The organism is Prosthecobacter fluviatilis (assembly GCF_042655725.1).
GTDB classification, from domain to species: domain Bacteria; phylum Verrucomicrobiota; class Verrucomicrobiia; order Verrucomicrobiales; family Verrucomicrobiaceae; genus Prosthecobacter; species Prosthecobacter fluviatilis.
Genome location: NZ_JBHSMQ010000007.1, coordinates 87,498 through 108,462 on the forward strand (window position 1 = coordinate 87,498; position 20,965 = coordinate 108,462).

The following is a 20,965-nucleotide window of genomic DNA, read 5'->3' on the forward strand; positions in this document are numbered from 1 at the left end:
GCCAGAGGTTCGTTTGCCGGTCTTTCGAAACATTTTTCAGTTTCTGGGCTGGGTTACTTTTTGGATCCGCCGATAAACTCTTCGCGGCTCACAAATCCGTCTTTGTCCTTGTCCTGTTTGGTGAAGCGAGCTTTGGCGGAATCTGAATCGCCGCCCTGGCCTGAGAGGTATTCATCAAGCGTGAGCCGTGCCTTGCCGGGATAGAGGCGGTCATAGCGTTTGTCGCGGGGCTCGTTGGGGTCATAGGACATCGCCTTCTTTTTGGGGGAGTGAGCAGGTTTGGCAGTCTTGGGCGGTTGCGCATCTGAGCCGGGAGGAGGCAGATGTTTCTTCAATGAAGCGATGAGTTCTGCATGCTCGGGCTTGCTGGCGAGGTTCACGGTTTCGTTCGGGTCGTTTTTCTCGTCGTAGAGTTCGATGAAGCCTATGTCTTCACCTCCGCGCTTGCGCCAGAAGGTGCAGCGCCAGTCTTCGGTGCGGATGCTGTAGCCCATGAGAGAGCCGCCGTGCTCTTTGGATGATTTGGGGTACTGGCTTATGGCGGGCTTTTGCATCGGCGCATCAGGATTCTGAAGGTATGGCTTCAGGCTGCTGCCACCGAGGCCAGAGGGAATGGGCAGACCGCAGACGTCTGCGAGAGTGGGATAGACATCGACAAACTCCACGGGGGCGGCGCAGTGGCGGCCTGCGTTGACGCTACCGGGCAGGCTGATGAGCAGTGGGGAACGAGCGGCGATTTCAAAGTTGGTGTGTTTGTGCCAGAGTCCGTGATCACCGAGCTGCCAGCCGTGGTCGCCCCAAAGGATGATGATGGTGTTGTCCGCCAAGCCCTCCTTCTCCAGCGCATCCAGCAGGCGTCCGACCTGGGCGTCTGTGTAGCTGATGCAGGCGTGGTAGCCGTGGCGCAGAGTTTTGGCAAAGTCGGCAGGAATGGGATTCTCGGCTGGCACGCCGAGGTAGGCATGAACCTCGCTGTTGGTATGTCCTACAAAGTCCGGCGTGCCGGTGGGCATGTGATCGATCGCCGGTGGCGGAATGGCGTTTGCATCATGCATGTCCCAGTATTTTTTGGGCGCCACGAAGGGCAGGTGCGGCTTTACGAATCCGACAGCGAGGAAGAAGGGCTCGCCCCTGGCTTTGAGAGTGCTCAGCCGTCTCACGGCCTCGGCAGCGGTGGCTCCGTCAGGCAGCTCGTCATCCGACTTTGGGCTGACCTCATAGGCTGGGCCGGTCTTGATTTTGCCCTTCGAGTTTTTCTTGCCCTCGGTTTTGGAAACGGGATTCGCATACTCGCTTTGTACTCCGTCGAAGCTGGTGATGGTGTGCTTTGTCCAGTCGGCAGGGTCCACGCTGACCAACTGCCCGCTGGCAAACCAGCGCGGCTCCGACCAGGAGCGGCCGTCTTCAAAACCATGATGCTCCAGTTTGCCGAGCGCCACAGTGTGATAGCCACTCTCACGAAAGTACTGAGGAAGCGTGACGCAGTCCGGCTGCGCAGCACGGAAGTGGGTGTTGAGATCCCAGACCTTCGTCACATCGGGCCGCAGGCCGGTGAGAATGGCCGTGCGCGAGGGACTGCACACCGCCTGCTGGCAGTAGGCCTTGTCAAAAACAATGCCGCGCGCCGCGAGGCGGTCGATGTTGGGTGTCTTTGCATGCGTGGCTCCATAGCAGCCAAGGTCGGGCCGCATGTCATCAATGGCGATGAAGAGTACGTTGGGGGCCGCAGGTGCAAGCAGCGGGCAGATGGCGATGAGAAGAATGATGAAGCGGTGCATGATGGCTGGTTGCATGAAGCACTGCCGCTGCCGTCTTCAGTTGCCGGAAAAAATCACTTCACCGCGATGCCATACATGGCGCGATGAACTGCATCTCCTGCCGGATAGGGCGGTCCCAGGGTGACGGAGCCTGCAGATGGCTGGATTTTTTTCCAAACCGTGTAGTCCACATGAATCTCCCCGCTGCCATCCGCAGTCATGCCCTGAACGACCGGATTGTCCGCCCACGGTCCGCTGCTAAGCCGGAGGCCTGTGTCTGTAAAGTCTCGCCGTACCCAGTCCGGCACCTGGCTGCGGGAGTCGAGCATCACGTACACCGTGCATGCGCGTGAGACCTTGACCTGGAGTTGCAGTTCACGCTCATGGCGGTCTGCGGAGAAAGTGCCGATCACGTCTGCACCGAGGAGTTCCTCTGGAAAACTTTCTCCGGGCAGAGCATGCCAGCGTGGCCTGCCAAGCGTGGAGTAAGGACGTACCCCGGGATGCATCGCGCCACGCTGGAGGGTGTAAAAGCTGCGGAAGTCGTCTCCTTCAATGTTGTCAGACACACCTGTCACCAACGCATCGGGCGGAGGTGGGGCGAGAATGAAGGCGCTCTCTCCGCGTGTCGCGATCAATGCCTGACGTCGGATGATCGCCTGCGAGCTCACACGCACGGAATCTCCAGCATGCAGGGTGACGGCGTTGCTATTATGACTAGAGCCTTTGGGTTCGTGCACCTCCACCTTGCCCTGAAACACCGCCACATCTGTGTCTCCATCATCCAGCACGTTTACACCGAAACGGGTGCCAAGGTCCACGACATGAGCGCTGGGCGTGTCGAGTGTGAACCCGCTGCCTGCAGGGCCTACGTCCGCCGTCACACTGCCAGCCAGCACCTGCGCGCGCATCGCATCTTCAAAGCGCATGCGCACTGGAGCCACGAGATCCAGCACCACGCCATTTGTAAGGCCGAGCTGCAATGTTCCGGTTTTCAAGTCGAGCAGACTCAGGCTTTTCACCTGGCCGACCCGCCACTCTCCGGAGCTGGATGCGAGCACGCGGGCCTCTACACCGTTGCCTTGCAACCAAAATACGCCCAGTGCGACAGCGGCAGCCGCAGCGAGCCATTTCACCCCCGTGCGCCAGCGTGCCGGCGCGGGCCTGGCCCTGGGGACCGAAGGATTGACCGACGCCAGCAGGGCGGAGTCCACATTGGCATGGCTTAAAAACTCACGACGCAGCGCGGTATCTGCCCGCAGGCGTTTCTCCAGCAGAAGAACTTCATCCGCCGTGGCCGCACCCGCGAGATAGCGTGCGATGAGGTCCATGTCCTTTTCGTGCTCCGGGCTCATGCCAGCTCCTCCCTGGAGAGCTGCTTTCTGGCGCATTCGATCAGTGCCATGCGAATGCGGTGGAGCGTCTTGTACAGCGCCATGGCGGTGCGCCCGAGCTGCTGTGCCAGCATATCGATGCGCACGCCGGGTGCGTAGGCGCTCTCTACGAGGCTGCGCTGCTCATGGGGCAGCTTTTGCAGGCACACATCCAGGGCTTTGCGCTCTTCCACCAGATCATCCGCAGCCTCCTCCGCCTCAGCCGCGAGCAGTTCGAACATTTCGTCTCCAAACACATGGCGGTCACGGCGGCACTTGCGCAGGTATTCCAAGGCCTCCAGACGTGCCACGCCGAAGGCCCAGCGGCGAAAGTCTTCATGCGAACTTAGGGTGTGGAAGCGCTTCCACAAGGCGGCGGCCACCTCCTGCATCACATCCTGGGCATCCTGCAAGGCAGGCACCAGCGAACGCACGTAGCCGCGCAGTGACGGCTCATGCTCCACGTAGAGACGGAGGAAAGGAGCATGGGTTTGGAAATCGCCGGGCATGTACTGAATACTGCCGGAGAATGTGCGAGTTGCCGGAAAAAAACAACATGACGTGACGGGGACGAATTTAAGAACGCTTCAGGGGCTGATTGACTGCTTGCGGGAATCAAGCTGTATGAGAAAACTCCAGCCCCATGCCATCATTGATCCGCCCCTGGTACTGGCCTGAACGAGGCCAGCCTGAACGCACCGAGCCTTTCACCTGGATTGTGGAGGGGGTGATCGCGGCGTCGTGGTGGCCGGACCCGTATGTGTATGACCTGTATGACGAGCACGGCATTCGCGCGGTGGTGAACTGCTGCGAGTTTGACAACGGCAAGGATGTGCCGCCGCAGTTTGCGTATTATCACATCGATGTGCCGGACTACGGGGTGCCGACGGATGCGCAGATGGAGAGGTTTATGACGCTGATGGATGCGCACCATGCGGCCCGTGAGCCTGTGGTGGTACACTGCGTGGCGGGCTGCGGGCGCACGGGGCAGTTCATCGTGGCGTGGTGTGCGAAGGCGGGTTTGATCCCGGCGGGGAGCGATCCTGTGAAGTGGATCCGTACGCGGCGGAAGTGCTGCCTGGAAACGAGCGAGCAGGTGGACTGCGCGAAGCGGTGGATGGGGAGGTACAGGGCCAAGTGAGGCAGCAAAGGATGAGGATGAAGTCGGCGGACTGCCCGCAGACTGAACGCTTATCCGTGGCCAGACAGGATAAAAGACAACGCGGGGTATGGACAGCGATCCGCTGCATGAGAATGCATGAGCGGGGGTGGCTTTGCCAACATCACGGCTTAGCCAGTCCGTCAGGAAGCTGGGTGAGGCGCTCCATGGAGGTGATCTCGTGGTAGAACCAGGGTTTCCCGTCCTTGAGCTTGTAGATGATGGTCTTTGAAGCGTAGCGCAGACCATCGTGCTCCTTCCAGTCACTGAAGCGGTAGAAGTCTCCACGCCAGTCGAGCCGATGAAGTAGGTGGCTTTCCTTGTCGAAGTAAAACTTCATGGGCGGTGTCACATTGCCGCTTACCTGCACGCCCTCACAGGCCTTGCCCTCGTCGGTGATCTCCGCGATGGGCTCGAACTGGGACTTGGGATCAACGAGCAGATCGAGCGACCAGGCACGCACATCTTCTTTGGCGGGCTCATCGCCGCGTTCCTTCTTGCCTAGCCACCAGCGATTGGGCAGCTCGATGACGGAAGTCCGGCTCGTGCGTTTTTTCCCCTCGGGCGGCTCGGGTTTGTCGCCAAAATGAAAGGTCTCTCCAAAGCGGAAAATCTTGAGCAGCTTGTCCCTGCCGCCTACTGCAGTGAGGGCCTTGTCTACCACAGCCTGAGCGGGGGTGGCAGGGCTGGTTTGTGCGTAAGCTGCTGGCAGGGCGATGCCCAAAGCCACGGCGGAGAGCAGGGTGCGGATCATGGCGGAAGGATGAAGCCGTGGCATGAGGAGGCAAACGCTTTTTAAGCCGGGCACTTGCTGCGCCGGGTCATGGCCAGCTTCCGAAAACTCTTTTGTGATCCTGTCAGCCTGGAAGTTTTGAGGATGTGGCGGCACAAGCTCGCCTCATGGCCGATGGAATGGTGAGTCCTCCGGTCTGCCGAATCGCAGGCCGGAGGAACAGGGTGCTTCCTTATGCCAGCTTGTAGCAGTCGGCCCACTCGGCGCGCGGTGGCGGGCCGGAGAGGCGTGCGTTGGCGGCGTCGTTGTTGATGAAGCGCTTGGTCGCCGGATCAAACTGAAGATCGACGTTCAGGTATTCAGCGATGGTGCCGAGGTTCAGCACCTGGGTGAGCAGGCCGCCGACGCTGAATGGGGACTCGGTTTTGCCATTGCCCATGCAGGCCTGGATGAAGCTCTGGAAGTGATTGTACTTTGGCGGATGGAGGGCCAGTGCGTCTTTGAACTCGACCATCTTGGAGCGCGGATACACGAGGGAATGCCGGTCGTGGGAGCCGCGCTGCACGAGGTAGTCGCCCTGCTTGCGGTGCAGGAGGGAGCCGGTGGCACCGGGATTGGGGAGGGTGATTTTGCCGTCCGGGCCGGGATCGCCAAATTTTTCCGCGATCTCGATCTTGGTGTCGCCGCCTGCTTTCCAGTGCAGCTCCACGGCGGGCATTTTTTCGCCACGGGCAGGGAATTCAAACCGGATGTCGGAGCTCAGCGGGTAGGCGATCTGGTTGTAGTCGGCGAGCGCCAATGGCGTGATGCGGGTGGGCAGGCCGAGCTTGAGGTGATCATGGGCGAAGTCGATGATGTGAGCGCCCCAGTCGCCAAACATGCCGCCGCCATAGAGGTGGAAGCCGCGCCAGTTGAAGGGATGGTACATCTTGCTGAAGGGCTTCACCTCCTGCGGGCCGCACCAGAGGTCCCAGCTTTTGAGGGACTCGGGCATGGGCTCTTCGGGCGGGTAGCCTTTGACGAGCGCGCGCTCGGCGGCGTTCATGAACCAGAGGGAAGGTGACTTCCAGGCGTCAATTTTGACGATGTCATCGACGATGCCGGCGGCGAGCATCTGCTTGAACTGCTCCGCACCGGCGGAGGTGTGGCCCTGGTTGCCCATCTGTGTCACAACGTTGAACTTCTTCTCCGCACGCATGAGGATTTCCGCCTCTTCAAAGGTGTGGGTGAGGGGCTTCTCCACATAGACATGCTTGCCGCGTGCCATGGCGTGGATGGCGGCGGTGAAGTGGGTGTGGTCCGGGGTGACGACGCTGACGGCGTCGATGTCGTTGCCCATTTTGTCGAGCATCTCTCGGAAGTCGTGAAAGCGCTTCACATCCGGGAAGGTCGTGAGATTTTTCTCCGTCTTTGCGGTGACAAAGTCCACGTCTGTGAAGGCCACGGGGACAGCTGCGCCGCCTTCCGTGAGTCCGGGGATGACGCTGCCTGCACGGCCGCCGATGCCTACGCAGCCGAGATTGATGCGTTTGCTCGGCGGCAGCTGGGGATTGTCCGCCGCGCGTGCGCTGGTGAGGTAGGCGGGAATGAAATTGAAGCCAAGGCCTGCGGCGAGGGACTTTTTGACGAAGCTGCGGCGAGTCGGGGCGGGAGAGTTTTCAGGGGTGTTCATGGTTGGAAGTGAGAAGGATTGTAACGAAGAACGTGGAGCACTCAATACTTTGGAAAGATGGAAGGCGTCGGGAAGCGGTTGTCGAGGCTGAGGTTTCCGCCGTCGAGGTATTCTTCACGCGGCAGGTGGACATCGGGCCAGGCTGCGGGGCGGATGCGGATGACGCGGGTGGGTCGGAGGCCTTCGGTGATGAGGTCGGTCTCAAAGCGGATCTGGATGCCGCTGCTGCCGAGCGGGGCGTCTCCGGGCAGTCTGGTGACGCCGAGGATGGAGCCGCGTGCGGCCATCTGGGAAGGGCCGGCGGTGCCGCCTTCGGTGTGCTTCAGGGTGTTTTCGACTCCATTCACCAGCGCAGGGCTGCGTTCTTTGAAATCGGCGTAGAGAGCTGCGTCCATGCCGCCGAAGAGGGTGGCTGTCACGGTCGCGCGGCCAAACTTGCCGTACTCGACGGCGTCCACCCAGGCGGGCATCCAGCGGCTGCGGATGAAGGTGCGGTGGGCCTCGGTCTGGCTCTGGGCGGCGCGCTGCGTGGCGGCATCGTCCAGCCAGATGTCCGAGATGTGGAAGCGGGTGAACACGGAGCCGGGCGTGGGCTTCCATGTGATGCCGAGCAGAACGTGCTGGCTGCCGAGCGGTTTCTTGCCGCTGCCGGGCCAGATCCCTTCGGCGATGAGGTCTGCCGGAGCCAGGCATTCACGACCGCGCCAGATGCGGGTGGCGGCGTCGAAGGTGAGCGTTTCTTCGGTGGCCTTGGCGTCTGCGCCAGACTTGGGCTCGCGGCTGGCGGTGATCATTCCCTCGTTGTTCTTGAGGTCGAGTTCTTTGAGTTTCCACACCAAACCCTCGCGCAGGCAGTGGCTGGGCTCGTCTTCAAGAAGGAGGACATGGTTCTCGGCGGGGGCGATGCCGACGCCGCGGCTGTGGTTGGCGTCTTTTTCCTTGTTGTTGACCGGCAGCACGGGGACGGCGGAGGTCTGGGGGTCCGGGGGGAGAAAGGCACGGACGTGCAGGAGGGTGCCGAGCGGGATGTCACGCAGGTCTGCGGGTGCTCCGTGATACCGCACCATACCATAAGGCAGCATGGCGAAGGGGTGGGGATCGTTCCGGCGAAACACGCCATTGCCCGCCACGCGGATGCTGCCGCGACGGTTGGCATGATCCACAAACACGAGCTCGCCCCGGTAGGCGTGGGCTTTTTCCAATGGGGGGAACTTGCCCGCCACAGGCCGGAAAGGCTCGTCTGCGGCAGGGGCAAAGGTGCTGAGCACGCACCCGAGGGCGGTGAGGATGGCGAATCTCATGTCTTCAAAGTTCTTTGTTCTTGCTTCTTAGTTCGAAGAAACCAGAACAAGAGTCATCAGTATTTGGTGAAGATGGAGGGCGTGGGGAAGCGCTCGTCAACGCTGGTGGAGCCGTCGTTGAGGTATTCTTCGCGGGGGACGTTGACGAGGGGCCAGACATTGGGGCGGATGCGCACGGTCCTGCCAGGGCGAATGCCTTCAATGATGAGGTCGGTCTCAAACGTGATCTGGATGCCGCTGCTGCCGAGGGGGGATTCTCCCGGTGTCTTGATGACTTCTTTCAATGTGCCGCGCGAGGCCATGTGGCCGGGGCCGTAGGCACCATGGGTGTGCTTCAGGGTGTTCTCGACTGCGTTCATCATGGCACCGCTGCCTTTAGTGAAATCGGCATAGAGGGCGGCGTCCATGCCGCCAAAGAGGGTCGCGGTCACGGTGGCGCGGCCGAACTTGCCATACTCGACGGCGTCGATGAACGCAGGCATCCAGCGGCTGCGGATGAAGGCCTTGTGCGTTTCGGCTTGTTGGTGGGCGCTGCGTTGTAACGAGGCATCGTCGAGCCAAATGTCGGAGATGTGAAAGCGGGTGAAAATGCCGTCGGGAGTGGGCTTCCAGCAGATGCCGAGCTGCACGGCCTGGCCAGCGAGGGATTTCTTTCCTTCCGCAGGCCAGATGCCTTCTGCAACGAGGTCCTCGATGGTGAGGGCTTCCTTGCCGCGCCAGACGCGGGTGGCGGCATCAAAGGTCAGTTTCTCCTCGGCAGCCTTGGCGTCGCCGCCTTGCCTTGGCTCCCGGATGGCGATGATCATTCCCTCGTTGTTTTTGATGTCGAGATCTTTGAGCTTCCAGACCAAGCCCTCGCGCTGGCAGTGGCTGGGCTCGTCTTCGAGGAGGAGGACGTGGTTTTCGGCGGGGGCGATGCCGGCGCCGCGATTGTGGTTGGCGTCGAGGGTCTTGTTGTTCACCGGCAGCACCGGAACAGATGAGAGCTTTGGGTCCGGGGGGAGGTAGGCGCGGACATGCAGCACGGTGCCGAGCGGGATGTCGCTCAGATCCGCCGGGGCGCCGTGATACCGCACGATACCATAAGGCAGCATGGCAAAGGGGTGTGGGTCATTGCGGAAAAACATGCCCGAGCCCTGCACGCGAAGGCTGCCACGGCGGGTGGCGTGATCCACGAACACAAGCTCGCCGCGGTAGGTGTGAGCTTTTTCCAAAGGGGGGAATTTGCCCGCCTCGGGGCGGAAGGGGGCGTCCTCCGCAGATGCGGTGCATGAACCGAGTACAAGGAACGAGGACCCCAGAACGAGAAGGAATTGTTTCATTATAGCGCGATCACTTGATTGCTGTCGCCGAACTGGTCGATTTCCACGCCAAAGCGCTGGGCCATGAGGAGGAGGAGATTGCTCATGTGCGCGTCGGAGTTGGCCGGGCGGCTGCAGAGCTGGTAGTGAGCGGTGGTCAGCGCGCCGTCCGCGCCGAGTGCGTAGCCCTGGAAGGAGGCGGCCTTTTTGTTGAAGTCGAGATGGCTGCCGTGCTTGAGGCCGAGATCCGTGCCGCCGGCGAAGACCAGCGGGAGGTTGGCATTGCCATGGCTGTGACCGTAGGACATGCCGCTGCCGAAGAGCGCCATGGTGGTGCCGAGGAGCGGCTTGCCACTGAGATCCTTGGTCTCCGCGAGGCGGGTGAGGAAGTAGCCGAACTGCTCGATGGCGAAGGTGTCGTAGTTGGTGAGCTTTTCCATGTAGCCGAAGTCGCCGCCGTGGTGGCTGAGCTGATGGCGCGACTCGGTGATGCCGATTTCAGGAATGGAGATGGCATCTCCCTCGCCGCCGAGGCTGAAGGTGGCCACGCGGGTGACGTCCGTCTGGAAGGCGAGTACCATGAGGTCATAGACGGTGCGGAAGTAATCGCCCGCCCGGGTGGCGGCGATGTCACGGTTGGTGCGCTGGCGGTCGGCCTCGGAGATGACGGGCAGGGGAGTGTCGAGCCAGGCATCGGCCCGGCGCGTGCGGATCTCCGCCTCACGCACGGAGGTGAGGTACTGCTCCAGGCGGCCCTTGTCTGCGGAGCCCATCTTTTTCTCAAGCTGACGCACTTCCGCGAGGTTGGCGTCCAGCACGCTGCCTTTGCGGCGCAAGGCTCTGCGCTGCACTGCTTTTCCGCCTTTCGGCTCTTCAAAGAGGGAGGCGAAAATCTCGCTGCAACGCCGCATCGCGGGCAGGCGGACACCATCTGCGGTCCAAGCCAGAGAGTCTTGTGTGATGGCGACCTCCATGGAGGGGTAGCGCGTGTGGGGCGCGGAGACTTCGGCCATCTTCTGGTCCACCGAGATCGTGTTGCGGTCGGACGGGCCCAGCTTGCCGCCGGTGAGCCAGACGGAGATGCAATTGTGGTGATGGCTCAGCGCTCCGGGATGATGAAGTCCGCTGATGGGCGTGATGACATCGCGGTGCTTCTCCAACGGCTTCAGCGAGCGGGAGAATTGATAATCTTTTCCTGCCGTGGTGATCTGGTAATTGAGCGAGTGCACGCCGTTGGCGAGGTAGATGAAGGCGCTGCGCTTCGGCGTGGCCGTGATCTTCTCAGCCGCAGCCGCTTTAAGTGGCACCATGCATTCAAGCAGGGGCAGCGAAACGAATGAGCCCAGCGCCTTGAGCGCGTGGCGGCGATCGATCAGCCAGTTTTGAGAGAGATAGTTGCTCATAAATGTGTTCTTGGTTCCTTGTTCTTGGTTCTTTGTTAAAGAGTTAGCGCGCGTTGGGAGTGTTCAAGAGATAGCGGATGAACCCGCCCACTTTGGCATGGGTCAGTGCTGCTTGTTCGTAGATGGATTCGAACTCCGTTTGCGAAATATAAGATTGGTCAAACGCGACATAGAGCTGGCTCTGTACTTCGGAACATGAACGTTGTGAATAACGCAGGAACTTGACGAACTCTGCATTGCTTCCTCCATCGAATCCTTCGGCAATGTTGTGCATGGTCGAAGCTGACGCCCGAGTCATTTGATCCCGAAGTCCAAAATCCTTGGCAAACACCCCGCGCATGGCCACAGCATAGACTTGCCTCGTCAGCTCTCGTGCAAGCTGCCAGCCTTCTATGTCTTCGAATCGACGGATTGTCATGTGAGGCTGCGGTTCTTGGTTTGCTGGTTCGGAACTGGTTGGACAACTAAGAACGAAGAACAAGGAACGAAGAACAGTCCTAGTTCAGCGTTTGCGGATGAGATCTGAAAGGGCAACGGCGCGGATAGTATCTTTAATACGATAGCCTTGCTTCTTGGCTTCCGCCTGAATGAGTTTGAGGTCGTCCTGGTCGTCGAAGGAGAGGGCGCGGCGGAGGGCGTAGGTGCTGAGGTGCTCGATGAAGGCGAGGGCGACTTCATCGCGATCTTCGAGGAGCAGGCGTTTGAACTCGGTGGCGTCTTTGAATGCGCGGCCGTCGGGCATGGTGCCGGCAGGATTGATCAGGGGATCTGCTCCCACACCGGCGGGGACTTTCTCATGGGTGCGCCACTGGCCGATGGCGTCGTAGTTGTCCCAGGCGAGGCCAAGGGGATCGATCTTGGCGTGGCAGGCGGCGCAGTTCGCGTCGGCGCGGTGGGCTTCGATCTTTTGGCGGAGGGTTGCCTTGGCGCTTTGCGGCGTTGGAGGTTCGATGGCGGGCACGTTGGCCGGGGGCGGGGGCGGCGGCTTGCCGAGGACGACCTCGCTGAGCCATACGCCACGATGCACCGGACGATGGCGCGTGCCGTCGGAGGTCAGGCCGAGCACGGCGCCCATGGTGAGGAGCCCGCCGCGACGATTTTCAGGCTTGAGCGACACACGCTGGAAGGCGCCGGACTTGGGCTCAGGCAATCCGTAGAATTCACAGAGGCGGGCATTGGCGATGGTCCAGTCTGAATCAATGAAACTGTCGAGGGGCAGGTTTTTGGCGTACATCTCGCGGAAGAACTCCACCGGCTCTGAGCGCATGCTTTCCTCCAGCCACGCGTCGTAGGCGGGGTAGAGCTTCTTGTCCGGCGGGAACATGCCCACGCGGTTGAGCTGCAGCCACTGGCGTGCGAAGTCGTCGATGAAGCGGCTGGTCTTGCCGTCTGCGAGCATGCGGTCCACCTCTTTGGCGAGGGCATCGCCCTTCAGCGCGCCGCTTTTGGCTGCGGCAAAGAGGCCGCTGTCGGGCATCGAGCTCCAGAGGAGGTAGGAAAGCCGGGTGGCGAGCTCCGAGTCGGTGAGCTGCTCGCGGGCCACGGTGTCGCCCTCGACGATGTAGATGAAGTGGCGGGAGGTCAGCACGCCCTGCAAGGCGACGCGATAGGCATCGGCCATCTTTTCGCCTGCTGCGCGTTCATCAGCATAGGATTTCAAATACTCGGCCAGCTCTTCCGTTTTCACGGGGCGACGCCAGGCGCGCTCGGCGAAGCGCTGCAAATGCGCAGCGACCACCTCGGGCGTGGCATCATCTGGCGGCACCACATCTTTGCGCCGTGCCTTTTCTGAGTCAGACACGAGCGGCCCTTCCCATTCGATCCAGTCGAGCAGCACGGTGGAGAAAAGGCCGTTGCCCTTGTCATCAAACATCTGCGGCGCGTTCGGATTCAGCAGTGTGGTCTCGCTGCTGTGGGTGAAAATGTAGCCGCCCCGGCTGCTGAGCGCATTGCGGAAGGCGGCGCCCTGCCGGCGGTCCACCACATCCGTGGCCACCACGCAGAAGTCCAGCGTGGCGGGCATTTCGAGGAAGACCTCGAACTCATACACCTGGGGTTTGTCCTCCGTGGCCGTGATGTCGAACTCGATCAAGCCGTCCACCGTTTCTTCGCCCGTGCGCTTGCCGATGCTCAGGTGGGCGGTCTGGCCGCCGAGCGGGCGGATGCCGCTGGCCTGGATGCGGAGCTTGTAGAGGCCGCTGTGCTCCGGCCCGGTCTTGCCGAACCAGTTGGGCGAGAGCGCATTCTGAGTGTTGCCGGGAAACATGAGGTAGCGCAGCGGGCGCTTGATGCCAAAGCGATCGAGCGCGACCTGCTGCTCCTTGCCGCCGTTGTAGCGGATGTCTGCGGCGGTCTTGTGGACTTTGCGCGCCTCGGCTGAGGCGGCGGTAAACGCGCGGTCCAGCACCAGCTCCGCCGCGCGGTAGTAGCGGTCCACATGCGAGGGCGAGAGCGACAGCTCCGACCCGATGCGCTCAAAGCCATGCCAGAGGGTGTCTTCATTGAGCTCTCCCGGTTTGGCCGGATCATAGCGCACGCCGAGAAGATCATAGACGGTGTTTTGATACTCCTTCCGGCTCAGGCGATAAAGGGCCACTGCAGGCCGGGCCGCCATGCGTGCTGCGCGGCCCTGCTTGATGTGCGCATCCAGACTGGTCACAAATTCTGCGATCTCCTCCTGCGTAGGCTGCTTTTCCTTTTTGGGCGGCATCTCGCCGGAATTCACCTGCTCGATCATCTCCGCCCAGTGGTGGGTGTCCGCACCCAGTTTGAAATCGCGTGAGAGCTTGTCGATGCGCAGATCTCCCTTTTCCTTGTCAGGGCCATGACAGCTGATGCAGTGCTTCTGCAGGAAGGCGTCATACGGCTCGGTTGCGGCGAGGGCTTCTGGCAGGCCTGAGCTGATGAAAACGAGGGTGGAGAGGCTGAAAACGAAACGGGTCATGGAGTCAGTAGCAATACGTGGCCGATTCAGCCTTTGTGCGACGACCCCGAGTTTTCGGGGGGAGGAAGCTGTGAGGTTCATTTTGAGTGCTTTTAGGGGCTTGAATGGACAATTTTTGTCCATTGTTGCACTTTCAACCGGTGCACGCGTTGCGCATTGTGCGGGGGCTGCCAAAGCGTAACGAATGGTTGTCTCCCATTTTCGTTTTCCCAGATTGATGTTTTCGCTGAGCGCGCTCCTTGCCGCGCATTTGCAGGCGGCTGAAAAGCCGAAGAAAGAGGAAGGGGAGGATCTGCCCACGATGGTGATCACGGCGTCCCGCACGGCGCAGGATCAGAAGAAGGTGCCGCAGTCCACCAATGTGGTGGAGCAGAAGCGCATCGAGCGCTACCAGGCGACGAGCCCCTCTGAGATGCTGCAGGAGCAGCCGGGAGTGTGGGTGAACCAGGTGGCGGCGCAGGGCTCGCCGGTGATCCGCGGCCAGATGGGCAACAAGCTGGTGTATCTCTGGGATGGCATCCGCATCAACAACGGCGGGATCTTTTCCGGGCCGAATCCGTTTTTCAACCAGTTCCCCATCGATGCCGTCGGGCGCATGGAGGTGGTGCGCGGTGCGGGCTCCGTGCAGTATGGCAGCGATGCCATCGGGGGGGTGATCAATGTGTTTTCCAAGCGTGGGGAGTTTTCCGAAAGCCTGAACGTGGGCGGAGATGTGTACTCGCGCTACGGCAGCAACAACACGGAGTTTACCAGTGCGGTGAACACGCATGCGAGCAATGAAACCTGGGCGTTTGCCGCCGGGTGGTCGGTGCAGGATGCGGGCAACTATCACACCCCCAGCGGGGCGATGGCTCCCACCAGCTTTCACACCAGCGGCGGGTATGCCAATCTGGCGTTTCAGCCGGTGAAGGGGCATGTCTTCCGCCTTTCATGGGTGGGCAATGAGCGCACGAATGTGAACAGCTATGTGCAGTCAAAGCTGAATGCCAGCAGTGGTTTGCCACGCATCTACAGCCCGCTGGAGCGCCGCGGCATCGTGAAGCTGGACTACACCGCCTCGGACCTGGGATTCCTGAGCGACGAGCTCAAGGTGTACGGCTACTATCAGTACTACGACCAGGTGCGTGAGCGCCGCCAGGACACGACTTCGGCGCCGCTGAAGTTGAACAACACCATCACCGACACAAACCAGGACGTCTGGGGTGTGGGCATTCAAAACGCAGCGCACTTTGGCCCGAGCAAAAGCACCCGGCTGGTCTTTGGCATGGACTACCGGCATGAGAATCTGAACTCTTCGCAGATGCTGAACTCCACCGTGCTGGCCACGGGCGTCACCACCGTCTCCCAGCCGGCAGGCATCACGCCGGACGGCACCTATGAGGTCTTTGACACCTTTGTCACGCTGGACTTCAAGCCCGTGGAAAAGCTGCTGATGAATGTGGGCGCGCGCTATGAGAACACGCATCTGCATTCGAACCCGGAACCTTTGGACGTCATTCCTGGGGCGGGCTACACGGTCAGCGATCTGGCGGCGAACAAATACTGGAATGCGGTGACGTGGAACGTGGGTGCGGTGTATCAGGCGACCAAGTCCTTTGATCTGGTGGCCAATGTGGCCACGGGATTCCGCTCCCCCACTTACAGCGATTTGCTGAGTGCAGGCACGCCGGTGTTTTCGAGCAAGACCGCTTCATTGCCCAGCACGATGATCAATCCGGAGAAGAGCATCACGTATGAAATCGGTGCGCGGGTGCATACGGGAAAGCTCAATGGCTCGCTCACGGGCTATCTCACCAAGCTGTCCGACCTGATCACCTCCACCACTTCGGGCACGGTGGTGATCGGTGGAACAACTTACAATGCGACGCGGAATTCGAATTCGGCGCAGGGGTACATCACGGGCGTGGAGTTCTCGCTGAGCTATGACATCGACCGCCATTTCACGATCTTCAACAACACGACGTGGACTTACGGCCAGAACCAGTCTCAGAATGTGCCGCTGCGTTTCATTCCGCCGCTGTACGGCAACTTTGGCGTGCGCTTTGAAAGCGATGAAAAGCGCTGCTGGGTGGAGCTTTCCGAACTCTGGGCCGGGCCGCTGATCCGGCACAATCCGAGCGATGAAATCGACGCCGGTTTCTCCACCGATCCGGCCTACGGCTCTCCCAGCGCGACGAACCCTCCGATCAACCAGAACTTCCAAATCCCGGGTTTCTTCGTGACGAACATCCGCACCGGGTGGAAGGTCTGGGAAGAGGGGCCGCGTTCGTTCTCTCTCACACTCAACCTGAACAATGTTTTCAACACCAAATACCGCCAGGCATACTCCCAGCAGCAGATTCAGGCGGCGGGCTTCAATGTCGTGGTCGGCGGACGCTTCACCTTCTAAGAGAACCATGCGTGGCATCTTCTGCTGGCTGAGTTTTTGCCTGCTGCTGGCAGGGAATCTGAGCGCTGCGGAGGCGCTGAAATGGGCCTTCATCGGCGTGTGGGATCGCTCGATGCCGCAGGTGGAGGCAGCCTGCCGTGAGAGCGGCGTGCAGGTGGAGTTTTTCAAAGGGAAGGCCTTCAATGAGACGCAGAAGGCGGAGCTGGCTGCACAGTTTCGGCTGGTGTTTGTGCTGAACCTGGAGGCGGAGCAGGCGCCTGCGCTCACGCAGCGGCTGAAGGAGGCACGGGCGCTGAATCCGGAGCAGCGGGTGATCCCGCTGGATGCGCGCGGAAGCCAGATGGACATCGAAAAAGCGGGGCTGCTTCTCAAGGACGAAGCGGTGCCGACCTACTGGCGGCCGAATGGCACGGTGAATGTGCGGCGGCTGATCCGCTACTGCATGGTAAAGCACTGCGGCCAGCCGGGGGAGATCGAGCCTCCGGTGCTCATCCCGGACTCGGGTTACTATGATCCGGCGCGGGAGGAGTCCTTTTCAGACATCAACGAGTTCATCGCCTTCAAACGCGGCAAGCAGCGTTGGGTGGAGGGAGCTTCGGTGGCGGTGCTCATCCTGCAGCAGTCATTCTGGATCACGCATGATCTACGGGTGATCGATGCGCAGATCGCCGCGCTGGAAAAGCGGGGGCTGAATGTGGTGCCGGTGTTTGGCGATCGCGAAGAGAACGTGACCAAGCTGACGCGTGCGGCGGCACCGACGATTCTCATTGAGGATCGCCACGGTGCGATGTGGCAGAGCACGGCGCTGCTGAAGGAACTGGATGCACCTTACCTGCGGCCCATCTCCATGCTGGCCACCACGAATGAAGAATGGCTGAAGGATCCGCGCGGCCTCTCGCACCGGGATGTAGGCATGTTCATGGCGCTGCAGGAGTCCTGGGGCACGTTGGAGCCGGTGGTGGTGGGTGGATTGAAGGAAAACATCCAGGGCTTCCGCCTGCATGAGCCGATCCCGGACCGCATCGAGGCCTTCGCTGCGCGTGCTGCGCGCTGGGCTTCGCTGAAGCGCAAGAGCAATGCGGAGAAGAAAATCGCACTCATCTATTACAACAAAGGGCTGGGCCAGGATGACCTGATGCGCGGCAGCCCCACGGGCGGATTCCTTGACGCACCGGAGAGTTTCATGCGCTTCCTGCCGAAAATGAAGGAGGCCGGGTTCACGCTGAAAGACACTCCGGCAAACACCCCAGCGCTGATCGAGGCGATGAAGCGCGGTGGGCGGAACATTGGGCCGTGGGTGCAGGGAGATCTGGAGAAGCTGGTGGATGAATCGCAGCCGGTGCTGGTGCCGCTGCATCAGTATGAGGAGTGGTTCAACACGAAGCTGAGCGAAGCGGCGCGGAAGACGGTGGTGGAGAAATTTGGACCGCCACCCGGACGCATCATGGTGGTGAAGCGCAACGGTGAGCCGCACATTGTTTTGCCGAAGCTGGAGATGGGAAATCTCATCCTCATGCCGCAGCCGGAGCGCGGCGAGAAGCAGGATGAAAACCTGCTGCACAACCGCGATGTGCCGCCCCCGCACAACTATCTGGCCTTCTACTGGTGGCTGGAGGAGCAGTATCATGCGGACGCCATTGTACACTGGGGCACGCACGGCACTCTGGAGCTGCTGCCGGGCAAGGAGGCGGGGCTTTCCAAAGACTGCTGGAGCGACATCTGCGTGGGTCACATGCCGGTGGTGAACCTGTGGATCACGGACAACCTGGGCGAGGCCACGCTTTCGCGCCGCCGCTCCTACGCTGCGCTGGTGGACCACCTGCCGCCGCCTACCCTCGCCGCCGGGCTGGATGGCGATTTCAAAAACCTGCACGAGGACATTCACAAATTCAGCACGCTGGAAGATGGACTGCTCAAGGAGGAGTACCGCAAGCGTGTGAGCCAGCAGGCACGCGACGCCAAGCTGCATGGCGCTGGTGCCGAGGTGCTGGATGACGCCGCCGTCACGCGGCTGGACGAGCATCTGCACAATCTGCTGGAGTCACGCACGCCGCTGCGCCTGCATGTGCTGGGTGAGGGGCCGCATGAGGCCGAGATGGTGCCGTATCTGGCGCAGATTCTTGGCGAGCCGCTGCTGGATCATCTGGCCTCCACGCGCGGGATTCATCGTGCGGCTTTGGAGCACAAACAGCAGGATCGCGCTGCAGCCGAGGCATTTCTGCGCGCCGTGCTGGATGGCGCACCGCCCGCCGATGTGCGGATGACGACGGACCTGGAGAAGGATGTGGCCTTTGCACGGGATGTGCGCGCACGCCTGCTGGACGCCGGCAAGGAGCACGCCGGTTTGCTCACGGCGCTGGGTGGACATTACATCGAGCCGGGACCGGGGCCGGACCCCATTCGTAATCCGGCGACGGCACCGGGCGGACGTAATTTGTACTCGCTCAACCCTGAGGAAATCCCGACGCGCCCCGCGTGGGAGACCGCGCGCAAGCTGGTGGATGAACTGCTGCGCACACGCAAGCCGAAGAAGATTGCGATGGATCTGAACGGCATGGAAACGATGCGCGACTTTGGCGTGATGGAGGGGCAGGTGCTCGCGCTGCTCGGCGTGCGCCCGATTTGGAACCAGAACAATCTCGTCATCGATGTGGAGCTGATCCCTGCGGAGGAACTGGGGAGGCCGCGTGTGGAGGTCTTCGTCGCCATGGGCGGGCAGTATAAAGAAAACTTTCCCACGCGTGTGGCGCTGCTGGACAAGGCCGTGCGTCTGGCTGCATCGGCTGCTGAGAGTGTGAATCCGGTGCGCGAGGCGGTGGCGGCCACCAAGGAGCGCCTGCTCACGCGCGGCTACTCCGCCGCGCGTGCAGAGCAGTATGCTGCGGCGCGCATCTTTGGCACCAAGCCGGGAAACATGAGCGGCACGCACATCCTCTACCTCGTGCCGCGCTCGGGCGTGTGGGACAAGGACGATGAGATCACCGATGTGTACACGGACAACATGAGCTTTGTGTACACCCAGGACACGTGGGGCGAGAAGGTGGACGGCCTCTATGAAGAGGCGCTGCAAAACACCGACACCGTGCTGCGCGTGTGGGCTTCGAACATGACCAGCCAGCTCTCGAATCATCACGCGTACGAGTATCTCGGCGGTCTGAGCATGGCGGTGAAGAAGGTCACTGGCAAATCTCCCGCCGCAGTCATCTCCGATGTGCGCGATCCCAGCGGTGCGCGGGTGCGCGACTTTGAGGAAGTGCTGGCGGCCAATCTGAAATCTGAGCTGCTGAACCGCCGCTGGCTGGAAGGAATGAAATCCCACGACTACGCCGGGGCAGGGCACATCGCCGAACTGGTCAAGAACACCTTTGGCTGGTCCGTCACGCGGCGTGAGAGCGTCACGCAGGAGACGTGGGATGAGGTTTATGACGTGCTCGTGAAGGACAAGCACAAGCTCAATTTGCCCGAATGGTTTGAGCGCGTGTCTCCGCACGCCATGCAGGAGATCAGCGCCACGCTGATCGAGGCTGCGCGCAAAGACCTGTGGAAGGCCACGCCGGAGCAGTTGCAGATTTTGACGAAGCTTTATGCCACTTCGGTGAAGGTGCATGGCGACTCCGGCGGCCTCGTCAGCGGCGGGAACACACGCATGGCGGATTTTGTCAGCGCCAAGCTCAATGCGCCGGGAGACCAGGAATCTGCCGCGCTGGCGCAGGCCATGAAGGCCAAGCTGCAAGAGAGCGCCGCCGCACCGGATGCGAAGGTGGAGAAAGTGAGCGGACCGCAAATCGGCGAGGCGAAAGAGCAGGCGCAGCCGCAGACGCCGCCCGCTGAAAGCAAGCCGCAGCCTGCGGGGCCGGTGCTGGAACCGACGTGGAATTCATTCGCCTGGTTGATCGGAGCCGCAGCTGTGCTTTTGATGCTCTTCGGCTTCTTCAGGAAGTCCGGTTCCACTTCATGAAGCTGCTCGAACAACTCCTTTCCCTGATCTCCGAGGCCGTGCTGCTGCCCACGCTGGCGGCCATCATCATCCTCGTGGCCTGGAGCGCCATGCTGCTGGGCGGTCTGCTGCGCGAGTGGCTGGGGCGTCGGCAGGTTGGAGCCGTCATCACCGCCTTGCGTCGCGCGCACGTGGAGGGCGCGGACCAGGTGCGGATGCTGAGCATTCTCAGCACCGCCACCACGGGCCTGCCCGCGCGGCTGCATCAGCTCCTTTCACAATGGGGCGGGGCGGGGGATCTGGCGCACTGTCTGGTGGATCTTGAGATTGAGGTTGCGTCTTCCTTGTCACGCCTCACCTGGATGACTCGCATCGCGCCGATGCTCGGGCTCATGGGCACGCTCATCCCGCTGGGGCCTGCGCTGACGGGGCTGGCCTCCGGAGATCTGGCCACGCTTTCTAGCAATCTCGTGGTCGCCTTCACCGCCACTGTGGTAGGCGTGCTGCTGGGCTGCTGCTCCTACACGATGAATCTCGTGCGCAAGAACTGGTATCAGCGGGATCTGAGCACGCTGGAGCACCTCTTCGCCAATGCCAGCAAACCAGCCCTGCCATGAAGAAGCGCCTGTGGGACGACTCCGAAGGGGATGACCCCGCCACCGGTCTCATCAATCTCTTTGATGTGTGGATCGCCTTTGCCGCCGCTCTGCTGCTGGCCGTGGTGAGTTACTTCAACCTGCCCAAGCCCACCGCCGCGTCAGAGGCTCAGGCGGACAAGTCGCCCACGGCGGAGAGCATTGATGCCGCACGCACCAAGATCGACCGCTTTCAGGAAAGCAAGGCCAGCAAGAGCGGTGAAGGGGAGCGGCTGGGCACGGCTTACAGGCTGAAGTCCGGCGAGATCATCTACGTGAAGGACAAGCAGAAGTGAAGCGGCGGGGAGCTCCTGCTTCCGCTGCACGGGCGCAACTCAAGGATTGAAGCGCGGCATGCAAT

Annotated in this window: 15 protein-coding genes; 5 read left to right on the plus strand and 10 right to left on the minus strand. The window is 61.4% G+C overall.

The features are described 5' to 3' along the window. Positions 1-53: 53 nt before the first annotated feature. The 3 genes from ACFQDI_RS18030 to ACFQDI_RS18040 are packed head-to-tail and all read right to left on the minus strand — an operon-like array spanning position 54 to position 3,639. The gene (locus ACFQDI_RS18030) at positions 54-1,778 is read right to left on the minus strand and encodes a sulfatase-like hydrolase/transferase (protein WP_377169366.1); all 1,725 of its coding nucleotides are present in this window, start codon (positions 1,776-1,778) and stop codon (positions 54-56) included. Positions 1,779-1,831: 53 nt separating this feature from the next. Next, positions 1,832-3,148: a FecR domain-containing protein gene (locus tag ACFQDI_RS18035; RefSeq protein WP_377169368.1), complete on the minus strand. Its 1,317-nt coding sequence runs from the start codon at positions 3,146-3,148 to the stop codon at positions 1,832-1,834. Beyond that, positions 3,109-3,639, minus strand: coding sequence for a sigma-70 family RNA polymerase sigma factor (locus ACFQDI_RS18040; RefSeq protein ID WP_377169370.1), 531 nt, complete (start codon positions 3,637-3,639; stop codon positions 3,109-3,111). Before ACFQDI_RS18040 ends, ACFQDI_RS18035 begins: the two co-directional genes overlap by 40 nt. Before the next feature lie 134 nt (positions 3,640-3,773). Between ACFQDI_RS18040 and ACFQDI_RS18045 the strand changes: the two genes are divergently transcribed. Continuing rightward, positions 3,774-4,271 (plus strand): phosphatase domain-containing putative toxin, encoded by a 498-nt coding sequence (locus ACFQDI_RS18045; protein ID WP_377169372.1) that lies wholly within the window; start codon positions 3,774-3,776, stop codon positions 4,269-4,271. A 142-nt stretch (positions 4,272-4,413) separates the two neighbouring features. On the opposite strand, the gene ACFQDI_RS18050 is transcribed toward ACFQDI_RS18045, so the two are convergent. From ACFQDI_RS18050 to ACFQDI_RS18080, 7 genes are all read right to left on the minus strand, one after another. After that, positions 4,414-5,043 carry a hypothetical protein gene (locus tag ACFQDI_RS18050; protein WP_377169374.1) on the minus strand — a complete coding sequence of 210 codons (630 nt, stop codon included), beginning with the start codon at positions 5,041-5,043 and terminating at the stop codon, positions 4,414-4,416. A gap of 211 nt (positions 5,044-5,254) precedes the next feature. Next, the gene (locus tag ACFQDI_RS18055; RefSeq protein WP_377169376.1) at positions 5,255-6,694 is read right to left on the minus strand and encodes a Gfo/Idh/MocA family oxidoreductase; all 1,440 of its coding nucleotides are present in this window, start codon (positions 6,692-6,694) and stop codon (positions 5,255-5,257) included. Between the two features lie 41 nt (positions 6,695-6,735). Then, on the minus strand, positions 6,736-7,995 hold the full coding sequence (locus ACFQDI_RS18060) for a hypothetical protein (RefSeq protein WP_377169378.1): 1,260 nt from the start codon (positions 7,993-7,995) through the stop codon (positions 6,736-6,738). A gap of 56 nt (positions 7,996-8,051) precedes the next feature. Next, positions 8,052-9,317: a hypothetical protein gene (locus ACFQDI_RS18065; RefSeq protein ID WP_377169380.1), complete on the minus strand. Its 1,266-nt coding sequence runs from the start codon at positions 9,315-9,317 to the stop codon at positions 8,052-8,054. Then, positions 9,317-10,699, minus strand: coding sequence for a DUF1552 domain-containing protein (locus ACFQDI_RS18070; protein ID WP_377169382.1), 1,383 nt, complete (start codon positions 10,697-10,699; stop codon positions 9,317-9,319). Before ACFQDI_RS18070 ends, ACFQDI_RS18065 begins: the two co-directional genes overlap by 1 nt. A 43-nt stretch (positions 10,700-10,742) precedes the next feature. Further along, positions 10,743-11,117, minus strand: coding sequence for a four helix bundle protein (locus ACFQDI_RS18075; protein WP_377169384.1), 375 nt, complete (start codon positions 11,115-11,117; stop codon positions 10,743-10,745). Between the two features lie 84 nt (positions 11,118-11,201). Continuing rightward, on the minus strand, positions 11,202-13,643 hold the full coding sequence (locus ACFQDI_RS18080; protein ID WP_377169386.1) for a DUF1592 domain-containing protein: 2,442 nt from the start codon (positions 13,641-13,643) through the stop codon (positions 11,202-11,204). A 217-nt stretch (positions 13,644-13,860) separates the two neighbouring features. Between ACFQDI_RS18080 and ACFQDI_RS18085 the strand changes: the two genes are divergently transcribed. The 4 genes from ACFQDI_RS18085 to ACFQDI_RS18100 are packed head-to-tail and all read left to right on the plus strand — an operon-like array spanning position 13,861 to position 20,900. Beyond that, positions 13,861-16,032, plus strand: a complete 2,172-nt coding sequence (locus ACFQDI_RS18085) for a TonB-dependent receptor (protein ID WP_377169388.1) — start codon at positions 13,861-13,863, stop codon at positions 16,030-16,032. Positions 16,033-16,039: 7 nt separating this feature from the next. Next, positions 16,040-19,990, plus strand: a complete 3,951-nt coding sequence (locus tag ACFQDI_RS18090; protein ID WP_377169391.1) for a cobaltochelatase subunit CobN — start codon at positions 16,040-16,042, stop codon at positions 19,988-19,990. Next, a complete protein-coding gene (locus tag ACFQDI_RS18095; protein ID WP_377169393.1) occupies positions 19,987-20,586 on the plus strand; it encodes a MotA/TolQ/ExbB proton channel family protein in 600 nt (199 codons plus the stop codon). The genes ACFQDI_RS18090 and ACFQDI_RS18095 overlap by 4 nt, the downstream gene beginning before the upstream one ends. Then, positions 20,583-20,900 (plus strand): DUF2149 domain-containing protein, encoded by a 318-nt coding sequence (locus tag ACFQDI_RS18100; RefSeq protein WP_377169395.1) that lies wholly within the window; start codon positions 20,583-20,585, stop codon positions 20,898-20,900. The genes ACFQDI_RS18095 and ACFQDI_RS18100 overlap by 4 nt, the downstream gene beginning before the upstream one ends. Positions 20,901-20,965 lie beyond the last annotated feature (65 nt).